Source organism: Lutibacter sp. (assembly GCF_013041805.1).
Classification (GTDB): Bacteria; Bacteroidota; Bacteroidia; order Flavobacteriales; family Flavobacteriaceae; genus Lutibacter.
On record NZ_JABDRI010000018.1, the window covers coordinates 1 to 13,023 of the forward strand.

Consider the following 13,023-nt stretch of genomic DNA (forward strand, 5'->3'; position numbering starts at 1 on the left):
AACAACTAGATCTAGGGAAGAACAGCGCAGGTTAAATGGAAGTTTACAAGATGAATATGACAAACAACTAAACGAAACAAAAAAAATTGAGGATTAGAAAGAAAAATATTTTTTTTGGAATAGATTGGCTACTTATACTCCTCTATTTCGTGTTAATTTTCTTCGGATGGAATAATATATACTCAGCTACTGTTAATGAAGAAGCTGTTAATTTAATAAATTTTTCAACGGAATATGGAAAGCAATTAATTTGGATTGGACTTAGTTTTCCCATTATTATTTTAATATTATTTTTTGATGCTAAATTTTATGAAAAATACGCCTCACTAATTTATTTGGTTGGGTTATCATCATTAGTTGGGCTTTTTATAATTGGGAAAAATATTAATGGGGCAACTTCGTGGTATGATTTTGGAGGATTTAGTTTACAGCCTTCAGAATTTGTAAAAGCGGCAACCGCTTTAGCAATCGCAAAACTAGTAAGTGATAAACAATTTAACTTAAAGAAATGGAATACTCAAATACAATCTTTCCTGATTTTATTTTTCCCAGCTATCTTAATTACTTTACAACCAGATCCGGGATCAGCATTAGTGTATACTGCCTTTATTTTTGTTTTATATAGAGAGGGTTTACCTATATATTATATAACAATTGGGTTTGTTGCAATATTCTTATTTATTGTAACACTTTATTTTGGCTATGTAAATGTAATTTTAGGTTCTTTTGCCTTTCTTATTATAATTCTTTTATACTTCAATTTTTACAGGAAAAAGGCATTAAAAAAAGGTTGGATTAGAATACTTGGAATTTATTTAATTTCTTTCCTTTTTATAACGAGTGTTGACTTTGTATTTAATAAAGTTTTTGAACAAAGACATAGAGACCGATTTGATATATTACTCGGTAAAACAAAGGATATTAAAAGTATTGGATACAATACAAACCAATCCGTAACAACAATTGCATCTGGAGGTATTACTGGAAAAGGATTTCTAGAGGGAGAACGAACTCAAGGTGATTTTGTTCCTGAGCAACAAACAGACTATATATTTACTACAGTTGGAGAGGAATGGGGCTTTATTGGTAGCTCAATAGTAGTAGTGATATTTATTTTATTTCTATTGCGAATAATTCATATCGCTGAAAGGCAAAAAACTAAATTCAGTAGAGTCTATGGCTACAGCATTACTGCAATATTCTTTACTCATTTTGCTATTAATATAGGTATGGTATTAGGTTTATTACCTACTATTGGCATTCCACTTCCCTTTTTTAGCTATGGTGGATCAGCCCTTTGGGGATTTACTGTATTACTATTTATATTTATACGGTTAGATGCTAATCGTTCAAACGAATGGTAAAAACAATGATTTTATTTTAAAACAAAAAAACATCCTAAATAAGGATGTTTCTTTAAATATTATAGTAAATAAAAATTAAAGAGCAGCTACGTACTTCGATAATTTAGATTTTAAGTTACTTGCTTTATTTTTATGGATAATGTTTTTCTTAGCCAATTTATCAAGCATAGCAACAACTTTTGGAAATAATTCCTCAGCTTCCTTTTTCTCAGTAGTAGCACGCAAATCTCTAACAGCATTACGTGTTGTTTTGTGCTGATATTTATTTCTTAATTGCTTTACGCGACTACTTCTAATTCTTTTTAATGCTGACTTATGATTTGCCATTTTTAATTTTTTAATTAATTTCTTGTAGTCCGTAGGGGAATCGAACCCCTGTTACCAGGATGAAAACCTGGCGTCCTAACCCCTAGACGAACGGACCATTTTTGTTTTTGCCTTGACATTATTCCGTCATTGCGGATGCAAAAATACAACTATTTTCTTATCTGCAAAACTTTTTTTAAAAAATTAATAAGCTTTTGCAAATAATACTCTTTGAGTCGACTTTTTACCTGAATATATACACTTTCCTTCTTCCAATTTATTGTTCAAAGGTATACATCTTATGGTAGCCTTAGTTAAATCTTTAATTTTATCTTCGGTCTCTGTTGTTCCATCCCAATGCGCTGAAACAAAACCAGCTTTTTCATCTAAAATAGTTTTAAATTCTTCAAATGTATTGACTTCAGTAATATGATTATCTCTGTAATCTAAAGCTTTATTAAATAAATTATTTTGAATTTCTGCCAAGGTAGTTTCAACATAGGAAACAACATCATTTTGAGAAATACTATTCTTTTCTAATGTATCTCTTCGTGCAATTTCAAGAGTTCCTTGTTCTAGATCTCTTGGACCCATAGCAATTCTTAGAGGTACACCCTTTAATTCATACTCTGCAAATTTCCAACCTGGCTTATAGGTTGTTCTATTATCAAATTTCACTGAAACACCTTTCTTACGTAACTCTTTAACTATGACATTAACTTTTTTTGAAATAGCATCTAATTGTTCATCATTTCTATGAATAGGAATTATTACAACCTGAATTGGAGCTAAATTTGGAGGAAGAACTAATCCTAAATCATCTGAGTGTGTCATAATTAACGCCCCCATTAATCGAGTTGAAACTCCCCAAGAAGTTGCCCAAACATGTTCTCTTTTACCTTCTTTAGAAGTAAATTGGACATCAAATGCTTTCGCAAAATTCTGACCTAAAAAGTGCGAAGTCCCAGCTTGCAAAGCTTTTCCATCTTGCATTAAACCTTCAATACAATATGTTTCTACCGCACCAGCGAAGCGCTCACTTTCAGTTTTCAACCCTTTAATAACAGGCATTGCCATGTAATTTTCAGCAAAATTTGCGTATACATCTAAAATTAATTCTGCTTCTTCAACAGCTTCTTTTTTAGTAGCATGAGCCGTATGACCTTCTTGCCATAAAAATTCTGCAGTTCTTAAAAATAGTCTAGTACGCATTTCCCACCGAACAACATTTGCCCATTGATTTATCAATAAAGGTAAATCTCTGTATGATTCAATCCATTTTCTATATGTATCCCAAATAATAGTTTCAGAAGTAGGTCGAACTATTAATTCTTCTTCTAATTTCGCATCAGGATCAACTATAACACCACTACCGTCTTCAGCATTTTTTAGTCTATAATGCGTAACCACAGCACATTCTTTAGCAAATCCTTCAACATGTGCCGCCTCTTTACTTAAATATGATTTTGGAATAAAAAGGGGAAAATATGCATTCTCATGACCAGTTTCTTTAAACTTTCTATCTAGCTCTGCTTGCATTTTTTCCCAAATTGCATAGCCATATGGTTTAATAACCATACAACCTCTTACTCCTGAATTTTCTGCTAAATCTGCCTTTACAACTAATTCATTATACCACTTAGAATAGTCTTCATCTCTCTTTGTTAATTTCTTACTCATAATTAAAGGTTTGGCATAAATATTGCATATTTTTATAATAAAAATACTATTTTCGACAAAACTAGTTATTTTTAGATTGTTCAACAATAAAATTTACAACTGATTATGGAAGTTTCAAAAATTATTAATGTAAAAAACTTACAACGAAGCATTTTATATGTATTTGCTGTTAGTTTATTTTCTTGTGGGACATATCAAAGTGCTTATAATTATGATGATGATGGAATTTATGCCTCAAGTCAAAGAAATAATCAGGACCGAGACAATGTTGTAATTGTTGAAAATAACTCAACATTTGATAAAAATTATTTTTCGCGTCAGTTAGAAGATCTTCAGAACATTCGTAACGAAGACACCTTTACAAATATAGATGAATATTATTATGATGATGGCACTTATGAAAATGACAGCATATATAGTGATAATTACAATGGTCCATGGGAATATACTAATGATGTAACGATTACATTTAATAATGGATTTTTCGATCCATTCTTTTATGGGAATGGTTTTTACGGGGATCCTTTCTTTAATGGTTTTAGTTTCAGTAGATTTGGTTTCAATGGATTTGGTTTCAATAGATTTGGTTTTTATGGGGATCCTTTCTTTAATGGTTTTGGTTTCAATAGATTTGGTTTTTACGGGGATCCTTTCTTTAATAGATTTGGTTTCAATGGATTTGGTTTCAATGGATTTTACAATCCTTACTGGGGAGGTTATTATCCTTTTAACAATTTCTATTCAAATTCTAATTTTGGATTGAATAGATTTAATAGGTATGATTCATATGGGAAAAGAAATTCGTATGCTACAAACTCGAGAAGATCTAATAACCTAACAACTAACAGAAGAAATATCTCAAACACAAACACTAGAACTAATAGAGATTTGAATTCTTCAACCAGAAGAATTAATAATTCTACCAGAAACTCGAGCACTAGAACCTATAGACAGCCTACTAGAATTAACTCTTCGTCTACTCGAAGTTCAAATGTTAGAAGTTCTTCAACAAGAACAAGAACTATTAGAAATTCAGCATATAATGAATCTAGAATTAGATCTCCTCGTTATGCTTCAAGTCAAACACCTAGAGTAAATTACAACCGATCTAGTTCTAACAATAATTCATCTGGAAACACTAGTAGTGTAAGAAGTTCGAGTTCTAGGAATAACTCTAGCGTACGACAAAGTAGTTCTTCTAGCTCAAATTCATCTAGATCTAGTACTTCTAGATCTTCCTCTAGATCATCATCATCAAATAGAAGTTCAAAACGCAATTAAACAACATATTATGAAAAAATTATATTTTATAGCAATGCTATGCGTTGCATATATTTCTAGTGCACAAACTTTAAGCTATAATGATTTAGGTACTTTGTTCTCAAAAGAATCTATTAATGGTACTGCACGATATAATGCAATGAGTGGAGCTTTTGGAGCACTCGGTGGAGATTTATCATCGGTTGATACAAACCCAGCTGGTGCGGCTGTATTTTTGAAAAGTGAATTTGCAGTATCCTTAAATATTCGAAATATTGAGACTACTTCAAATTTTTATAATACAAATGAACTTGTAGAAAATGACTATTCAAACCTTTCACAAGCAGGTGGTGTTTTTGTTTTTAACACACATCAAAATTCCAATTGGACAAATTTTGCCATAGGCTTTAACTATAGTATAGCAAATGATTTTGAGAATTTTTGGTTCGCTAGTGGAAATAGCGGCTATGCTCCTATTACAGATTTTTATGATAGTGATCCTGTTATTTATGGAAATTCTGATGGGCAATATGCTGAAAATTATACTGATGGACGAAATAATAAGTACTCATTCACTTTTGCTTCTCAGTATGACAATGATTTATATGTAGGTCTATCTATCAATACTTATGATTTAGAATTCTATCAAAGTTCTCTAATTGATGAATATAATAGTGATGGAAATGGAAACATTTTTGATGTTTCTCAAACACAAGAATTACTAACCTATGGAGATGGCTATTCCTTTTCTTTAGGTTTTATTTCAAAACCAACAGACAATATTAGGTTTGGGTTAGCATACCAATCTCCTGTATGGTATACTCTTTCGGAAGAATTTATTGAATTCGACGTAACTATCTTTGAAAATGACTTAAATATCACCAATGAATTCTCAATAGGCGATACCTATTCAGGAATTAATGGTTTTGATTATGAATTAAGAACACCAAGTAAATTAACTGGAAGTTTTGCATTTATTTTTGAAAAACAAGGACTAATTAGCCTTGACTACATTTATAAAAATTACAGTAATATTAAGTTAAGTAACTCAAATTTTTCACAAGAGAATATTGCTTTTAATAATGATTTAGAAAGCACTGGACAATTGCGCTTAGGAACAGAATGGCGTTTCGACAACCTATCACTAAGAGGTGGTTATCATATCGAAAAAAGTCCATTTAAAGATGCATTAGACTCTGACAACTTAGAAGGATTTTCATTGGGTGCTGGTTATAAATTCAGAGCAGGAAAATTTGATGTCTCTTATCAAAAATCTAGCAACACTTCTAGTTATAATTTTTATCCTCAATACAATCAAATTAATAGCACCAAATTAAATTTTGATCAATCCTTATTTACGGCAACTTTAATATTAAATATCTAGTAGTTATAAATAAAAATATATGAACGCCTCAAAATTGAGGCGTTTTTTATTTTTCAACTCAAATCATAAAGTATGTTTTAGTACTTTTGCACAAATAACTAAAAAAATGGAAAAAATTACTTTAAAAATAGAAAAAACAACATCTGAATCAATCATAAAATTTACTGCTAACACTGTTTTAATAAGTGGGAGTTATGAATTTAATACTATTGATGAAGCTAAAAACTCTCCTTTAGCTCAACAACTATTTCATTTACCTTTTATAAAACGTGTTTTTATTTCTGCAAACTTTATTGCAGTTGAAAAGTTTGATATAGTTGAATGGAATGATGTACAAGAGGAAGTAAAAGAGCAAATTGAACATTACCTTAATAATCCTGGTGTTTTAGTTTTAGAAGAAACTAACTCTCCTCAACAAAAAATACCTGTTGAAGTTTATGCTGAGTCTACTCCAAATCCTTCAGTTTTAAAATTTGTTGCTAATAAAAATTTAGTTGAAACCGATTTTGAATTCAAGAATAAAGAAGAAGCTAAAAATTCTCCTTTAGCTCTTAATTTGTTTGATTTCAAGTACGTTAAAGAAGTTTTTATTTCTGAAAACTATGTTTCCGTATCAAAAACCGAAGCTATTGATTGGGGAGAAATTACCGTTGAACTTCGAAGCTTCATTAGAGAATACATAGCAAATGGTGGAAAAATTATAAATGAAAATTATAAACAAGAGAAGAATTCTCAAACTGCAGCCAGTGAAACAGCTAATCTAGACGATGTTTCTAAACAAGTAATTGATTTGTTAGATCAATATGTAAAGCCTGCAGTGGCAGCTGATGGTGGCAATATAGCATTTCAATCTTATGATGAAACAACACAAACAGTAAATGTGATCTTACAAGGAGCTTGTAGTGGATGTCCTTCGTCTACAGTTACTTTAAAAAATGGCATTGAAAATATGTTAAAACAATTAATCCCAGGTAAAATAAGTCAAGTTGTAGCTATTAATTTGTAAAAATATATGAGCAAAAAAGTAAAACCTTATAAAAATTCCGAGTTAGGAAAGAAAGAACAGGTATCAAAAATGTTTGACACTATTTCTAAGGAATATGACGGCTTAAATCGTGTAATTTCTTTTGGTATTGATGTAAAATGGCGAAAAAAAGTTGTAAAAATTATTGGAGATACTCATCCAAAGTCAATCTTAGACATTGCAACTGGAACGGGTGATTTAGCAATTAATTTAGCTGAAACAAGTGCTACAAAAATTATTGGTTTAGATATTTCAAAAGGAATGCTAGATGTTGGAAGAGAAAAAATTGAAAAATTAAACTTAAGCAACACCATTGAAATGGTTTATGGAGATTCAGAAAAAATGCCTTTTGAAGATAATACGTTCGATGCTATTACAGTAGCCTTTGGTGTTCGTAATTTTGAGAATTTAGAAAAAGGCTTAGCTGAAATATTTAGAGTTTTAAAACCCGGAGGCACTTTTGCTGTATTAGAAACATCAATACCCACCAAAACGCCTTATAAACAAGGTTATAAATTCTATTCAAAAAACATTTTACCACTTATTGGCAAAGTATTTTCAAAAGACAAATCTGCTTATAAATATCTCTCCGATTCGGCAGCTGCTTTTCCTTATGGAGAGACTTTCAACAATATTTTACAAAAAATTGGGTTTATAGCTATTGAAAACAAACCTCAAACCTTTGGGGTTGCGTCTATTTATATCGCAAAAAAGTAATTTATGAAAAGAAATTTTGTAACGGTTATTTTAATTTTATTTATTGTAAATAATAGTACTGCGCAAAAAAGAGATATTGTTTCATATAAACAAAACTGGGATAAACAAGTTGTTTTTTGGGGTTATTATTTAGGATTAAATCAAAAAAGTTTTAAAATATCATATACTGAACCAGACACATATGTAAACGTTACTAGCACAAGTGGTTTTGAAGTTGGTTTAATTGGTGATTTAAGGTTACATAAAAATATTAATTTGCGTTTAGAACCTGGACTGTCTAGTAATACAAAATTGCTTGAATTTATGCATATTGAGGGATCAGAATATGTTAAAACAAGAGAAGTTAATGGTACTTATTTAAGGATACCTTTATTGTTGAAATTTAGTGCAGATAGACTAAATAATATGAGGCCCTATGTAATTGGTGGCGCTTCCTATGATTTTAATTTTTCAAGTAACCAAGACAATCCTAATGATAATTTAGATGGGGAATTTAGGATGACAAAAAACAATTTTACTTATGAAATTGGTGTGGGTGTTGATTTATATTTACCCTATTTTATTTTTTCTCCTTCAATAAGAGGTGTTTTCGCTATAAATAATGAACTCGTTAGAGATGTTGACCCTAATGGAAATATTGACCCTAATAGTCCTTGGACTGGACCCATAGATTTTTTTGGAACTAGAGGTATTTTTATAAAATTTGCGTTTCATTAAAAGAATATTACATTCCTCTTTTAAACTCACTTAATAAGATAGCTGTTGCTGTAGCAACATTTAGACTTTCAGTTTGTTGATTCTCTCCAAATCTTGGGATTGAAATTGAATTAGTTAGGTATTTTAAAATTTCTGAGCTTATTCCATTAGCTTCATTACCCATCACTAAAATTGCATTACTTGGCAAACTTGTTTTATATACATTTTCACCCTCTAACAATGTTGCATATTTAGGTAAATTCATTTTATTTAAATATATCTCCAAATCGACATATAAGATTGAAACCCGAGCTAAAGACCCCATAGTTGCTTGCACCACTTTTGAATTATAACAGTCTACAGTATTAGCTGAGCAAATAAGTTGATCTATCCCAAACCAATCACATAAACGTATAATAGTTCCCAAATTTCCAGGGTCGTTAATATCATCCAATGCAAGAATTAATCCTTCACTTTTAATACTTTCTACCGCTGGAATTTTAAACAAACCAACTACATTATTTGGAGATTTGTAGGTACTAATTTTTTTTAGTTCAGCTTCTGAAATTTTAGTGACATTTTCAATATGTAAATAGTTTGAATTGTCAACACAAAACAACTGATCCAATTCAAAAATTGAGTTTAAAAATTCATTCACAACCTTTGTTCCTTCAGCAATAAATAAATTATTTTTTAGGCGGTACTTTTTTTGCTGTAAACTCGTTATTAGTTTTAACTGATTTTTACTTAAACTCATATTTTTAATTATAAAAAATTGTAATTTGGTAAAACCTTTAAAAGGCTTACTTTTGAAACAAATTTAAACTCTTATTTATTGAAAAACAATATTATAATATTAATTCTATTCTTAGGAATATCTTATAGTTTTTCATCGTGTAATTCTATTAAGTATGTCCCAGAAAATAAATCCTTACTCACCAAAAACACTGTTTATGTAAATGACAAAAAAAATGTTGATGATGAAATTAATGATTATATTGTTCAACGTCCAAATCAATTAGTCCTTGGGGTACCCTTCCCTCTCCACTTTTATAATATTGGTAACAAAAATTTTGAAACTGATTTTGACAAATGGAAACTAGAAAATCCTAACTGGTATAAATTTACCGCTGGAGTTTTTTCAGAAAAACAAGCCAAAGGAATTAGAAACTTTAAGTATAAAACGCATCAATGGTATCTTAATAATGGTGAATCTCCAGTTATTTTAGATGAAAAAAAATCAAAACAAACCGTTGAAAATTTAACAAAGCATTATTTAAATGAAGGTTTTTTTAAAGTAAATGTCTCATTTGAAGAAAATCAATTAAAAAATAAAAAAAGTGAAATAAATTACTTGATAAAGACTGATGAGCCCTATACTTTAGACAGTGTCTCAACTACTATTAAAGCCTCTATTTTAGATTCTATTTACAATGCGAATCTCATCAATTCTTTTATTAAAAAAGGAAATCAATTTAAATTATCTTCTTTTATAAATGAACAAAATAGAATTTCTAAATTATTTAGAAATTCTGGAGTTTTTAGATTTAATAAAAATGCTATTACATTTGAAGTAGACACCTTAGACTATACTGCAAATGTTGATCTTATTATTAATGATAGTATTGGTAATGTTCCTTTTAAAGTTCAAAAAATTAAGAACATTAAAATTTACACTGACTTTTCGTATAATAAAAAAGATGACCCGGTAAAAGACAGTCTAAATTATAATGGATTTTCTTTTATGGCCTATAATGAGATAAAATATAATCCTAAATTATTATTGAATTCAATATTTATTGAGCCAAACTCAATTTATAAAGATGAAACTCGAGAATTAACTCGTAAAAACTTGAGAGGCTTATCAAATTTTAGATCGGTTGATATAAAATATACCGAATTAGAAAATGATATGCTTGATGCTTCCATTTATTTAACGCCTCTTAAAAAATATTCCTTAGGGTTTAATACTGAATTAACACATTCAAATATCCGTCAACTTGGAATATCAGGAAAATTATCTTTTTCCAATAGAAATATTTTTAAAGGTGCTGAAATTCTGAAATTTTCAGTTCAAGGCTCCTTTTTAGATTCGAAAGATGCTGCTGATAACGAAAGATTACTAAATGCTTGGGAGATTGGTGGAGATGTTTCATTAGAGCTTCCTCGATTTTTATTACCTTTTAAGACTGATAAAATTATATCTAAAAGAAAATCTCCCAAAACAACATTTACAATAGGTACTAGTTTGCAAAAAAATATTGGTTTAGACAATCAAAAATTTACTGGAATAATTGATTATACGTGGGAATCCTCTATTACTAAAAAACATAGTTTTCAATTGTTAAACGCACAGTTTATCCAAAATTTAAATGTAAGCTCCTATTTTACTATTTATAATTCTGAATTTACCCAAATACAAAATATTGCAGACACCTATTTCAATGAAACCATAACAACAACAAACGCTATTGAATTTATTAATACCAATATCAATTCTAGTTTTGAAGCAACAAACCCATTAGAATTTAAAGTTGCGCAGAATGTGAAAAATAGGTTTAATATTATCACTGAAGATGTTTTTGTTCCATCAGTGTCCTATACATTTACTTATAATAATAGTAAAAACTATAAAGATATTGACTTTTCATTTTTTCGAGCTCGTCTTGTTTCTTCTGGTAACTTAACAACATTATTAACAAGTCAAAAAGACGCTAACAATGTAAAAACATTACTTAAAACACCAATTGCACAATATTTAAAAACAGATTTTGAATATAAAAAGTTTTGGAATTTATCTTTAGAAAATGTACTTGCATTTAGAAGTTTTTTAGGAGTTGCAATTCCTTATGGAAATTCAAGCACAATACCATTTAATAGAAGTTATTTTGTAGGAGGACCTAATGATTTACGCGCTTGGAAAATATACGATTTAGGTCCCGGATCAACTCAAAGCGGTTTAGAATTTAACGTGGGGAATTTAAAGTTTATAAGTAGCTTAGAATATCGATTTAAAATAATTAACAGCATAAAAGGTGCATTATTCGTTGATGCAGGAAACATTTGGGATATTACAAATTCTGCTATCACAACCTCTGAAGCAAAATTTAATGGTTTTAATTCACTAAAAGATATTGCCATTGGTTCAGGATTTGGAATCAGATACGATTTAAGTTTTATTTTGTTACGTTTAGATTTAGGTTTTAAAACGTATGAACCATATCTATCCAATCAAAATAAGTGGTTTAACAATTACAACTTCCAAAAAACTGTATATAATTTTGGTATAAGCTATCCGTTTTAAGTTTAAACTATTACGATTTCGCGTATTTTTCTTTTTAAATTACCTTTTAAAAATTATTATTCATTAATTTTGCTAAAATCAAAAATATCAATACTAATTACACATAAAATATTATGAGTCATACAATTAAACCAGGAGTAGCGACAGGAAAAAATGTTCAAGAAATTTTCAAATTAGCAAAGGCTAAAAATTTCGCTTTACCTGCAGTAAACGTTACAGGTTCAAACACAATAAATTCAGTTTTAGAAACTGCAAAAGAACTAAATGCACCCGTTATCATTCAATTTTCTAATGGAGGTGCTCATTTCAATGCTGGAAAAGGATTATCTAACGAAAATCAAAAGGCTGCAATTGCTGGTGCCATTGCTGGTGCAAAACACGTTCATACCTTATCAGAAGCTTATGGTGTTCCAGTAATTTTGCATACAGATCATTGTGCAAAAAAATTATTGCCTTGGATAGATGGGTTATTAGATGCAGGAGAACAATTTTACAAAGAAAATGGTGTTCCACTTTTTAGTTCTCACATGATTGATTTATCTGAAGAATCTCTTGAAGAAAATATTGAAATTTGCAAAACGTATTTAAAGCGTATGAGCAAAATCGAAATGACTTTAGAAATTGAATTAGGAATTACAGGAGGTGAAGAAGATGGTGTTGACAATTCTGATGTTGATGCGTCAAAATTATATACACAACCTGAAGAAGTTGCCTACGCCTATGAAGAGCTTAAAAAAGTAAGTGACTGCTTTACAATCGCAGCATCTTTTGGAAATGTGCATGGGGTTTACAAACCAGGAAATGTTAAATTAACACCGAAGATTTTAGATAATTCTCAAAAATATATTGAAAATAAATTCAATACTGAAAAGAATCCTGTAGATTTTGTATTCCATGGTGGTTCAGGTTCTGCCCTTGAAGAAATTAGAGAAGCAATTGGATATGGAGTTATTAAAATGAATATTGATACTGATTTACAGTTTGCATTTACTGAAGGTATTAGAGATTATATGACCGGGAAAATTGATTATTTAAAAACACAAATTGGTAATCCTGATGGTGCTGATCAACCAAATAAAAAATATTACGATCCAAGAAAATGGTTACGTGAAGGTGAGCAAACTTTTAAATCACGTTTAATAAAAGCCTTTGAAGATTTAAATAATATAAACACTTTATAATCAATACTATAAATTGCTAAATTTATAAAGAGAACATTTTTTTAGGTGTTCTCTTTATTTTTTTTAGTAATTTGCACTCCAATTTCAAACCTAAAACAAAATAAGTT

The 13,023-nt window shown here is 29.6% G+C and carries 11 protein-coding genes and 1 tRNA gene; 8 read left to right on the forward strand and 4 right to left on the reverse strand.

Features of this window, described 5'->3' with window-relative positions; all coding sequences use genetic code 11:
• Positions 1 to 86 precede the first annotated feature (86 nt).
• Entirely contained in the window at positions 87 to 1,364 is a 1,278-nt protein-coding gene (rodA, locus tag HKP59_RS01965) for a rod shape-determining protein RodA (protein WP_291802980.1), read from the forward strand.
• Between the two features lie 75 nt (positions 1,365 to 1,439).
• Here rodA and rpsT read toward each other — a convergent pair whose 3' ends face one another.
• From rpsT to proS, 3 genes are all read right to left on the reverse strand, one after another.
• Positions 1,440 to 1,691, reverse strand: a complete 252-nt coding sequence (gene rpsT / locus HKP59_RS01970) for a 30S ribosomal protein S20 (protein WP_291802982.1) — start codon at positions 1,689 to 1,691, stop codon at positions 1,440 to 1,442.
• 25 nt (positions 1,692 to 1,716) lie between these two features.
• Positions 1,717 to 1,788: transfer RNA gene (locus tag HKP59_RS01975), tRNA-Glu, on the reverse strand.
• 86 nt (positions 1,789 to 1,874) lie between these two features.
• Entirely contained in the window at positions 1,875 to 3,350 is a 1,476-nt protein-coding gene (gene proS / locus HKP59_RS01980) for a proline--tRNA ligase (protein ID WP_291802984.1), read from the reverse strand.
• A 105-nt stretch (positions 3,351 to 3,455) separates the two neighbouring features.
• Here proS and HKP59_RS01985 point away from each other — a divergent pair, with 105 nt between their 5' ends.
• The 5 genes from HKP59_RS01985 to HKP59_RS02005 all read left to right on the forward strand — a co-directional run bounded on the left by HKP59_RS01985 (position 3,456) and on the right by HKP59_RS02005 (position 8,452).
• A complete protein-coding gene (locus tag HKP59_RS01985; protein WP_291802986.1) occupies positions 3,456 to 4,631 on the forward strand; it encodes a hypothetical protein in 1,176 nt (391 codons plus the stop codon).
• Between the two features lie 10 nt (positions 4,632 to 4,641).
• Positions 4,642 to 5,994 (forward strand): outer membrane protein transport protein, encoded by a 1,353-nt coding sequence (locus HKP59_RS01990; protein WP_291802988.1) that lies wholly within the window; start codon positions 4,642 to 4,644, stop codon positions 5,992 to 5,994.
• A gap of 106 nt (positions 5,995 to 6,100) precedes the next feature.
• Entirely contained in the window at positions 6,101 to 7,000 is a 900-nt protein-coding gene (locus HKP59_RS01995) for a NifU family protein (protein WP_291802990.1), read from the forward strand.
• Between the two features lie 6 nt (positions 7,001 to 7,006).
• Complete coding sequence (ubiE, locus tag HKP59_RS02000; protein ID WP_291802992.1) at positions 7,007 to 7,735, forward strand: bifunctional demethylmenaquinone methyltransferase/2-methoxy-6-polyprenyl-1,4-benzoquinol methylase UbiE; 729 nt, start codon at positions 7,007 to 7,009, stop codon at positions 7,733 to 7,735.
• 3 nt (positions 7,736 to 7,738) lie between these two features.
• Positions 7,739 to 8,452, forward strand: a complete 714-nt coding sequence (locus HKP59_RS02005) for a porin family protein (protein ID WP_291802994.1) — start codon at positions 7,739 to 7,741, stop codon at positions 8,450 to 8,452.
• 7 nt (positions 8,453 to 8,459) lie between these two features.
• Here the strand turns inward: HKP59_RS02005 and HKP59_RS02010 are convergent, their stop codons facing one another.
• Positions 8,460 to 9,188, reverse strand: a complete 729-nt coding sequence (locus HKP59_RS02010; RefSeq protein WP_291802996.1) for an RNA methyltransferase — start codon at positions 9,186 to 9,188, stop codon at positions 8,460 to 8,462.
• A 78-nt stretch (positions 9,189 to 9,266) separates the two neighbouring features.
• Here HKP59_RS02010 and HKP59_RS02015 point away from each other — a divergent pair, with 78 nt between their 5' ends.
• Both HKP59_RS02015 and fbaA read left to right on the forward strand, forming a co-directional pair.
• Positions 9,267 to 11,735: a BamA/TamA family outer membrane protein gene (locus HKP59_RS02015; protein WP_291802997.1), complete on the forward strand. Its 2,469-nt coding sequence runs from the start codon at positions 9,267 to 9,269 to the stop codon at positions 11,733 to 11,735.
• 113 nt (positions 11,736 to 11,848) lie between these two features.
• Positions 11,849 to 12,916 (forward strand): class II fructose-bisphosphate aldolase, encoded by a 1,068-nt coding sequence (gene fbaA, locus HKP59_RS02020; RefSeq protein WP_291802999.1) that lies wholly within the window; start codon positions 11,849 to 11,851, stop codon positions 12,914 to 12,916.
• Positions 12,917 to 13,023 lie beyond the last annotated feature (107 nt).

Coding starts and splice junctions, on each gene's coding strand:
- rpsT (WP_291802982.1), bottom strand. CDS start 1,691: ATGGCAAATCATAAGTCAGCATTAAAAAGAATTAGAAGTAGTCGCGTA.
- proS (WP_291802984.1), bottom strand. CDS start 3,350: ATGAGTAAGAAATTAACAAAGAGAGATGAAGACTATTCTAAGTGGTAT.
- HKP59_RS01985 (WP_291802986.1), top strand. CDS start 3,456: ATGGAAGTTTCAAAAATTATTAATGTAAAAAACTTACAACGAAGCATT.
- HKP59_RS01990 (WP_291802988.1), top strand. CDS start 4,642: ATGAAAAAATTATATTTTATAGCAATGCTATGCGTTGCATATATTTCT.
- HKP59_RS01995 (WP_291802990.1), top strand. CDS start 6,101: ATGGAAAAAATTACTTTAAAAATAGAAAAAACAACATCTGAATCAATC.
- ubiE (WP_291802992.1), top strand. CDS start 7,007: ATGAGCAAAAAAGTAAAACCTTATAAAAATTCCGAGTTAGGAAAGAAA.
- HKP59_RS02005 (WP_291802994.1), top strand. CDS start 7,739: ATGAAAAGAAATTTTGTAACGGTTATTTTAATTTTATTTATTGTAAAT.
- HKP59_RS02010 (WP_291802996.1), bottom strand. CDS start 9,188: ATGAGTTTAAGTAAAAATCAGTTAAAACTAATAACGAGTTTACAGCAA.
- fbaA (WP_291802999.1), top strand. CDS start 11,849: ATGAGTCATACAATTAAACCAGGAGTAGCGACAGGAAAAAATGTTCAA.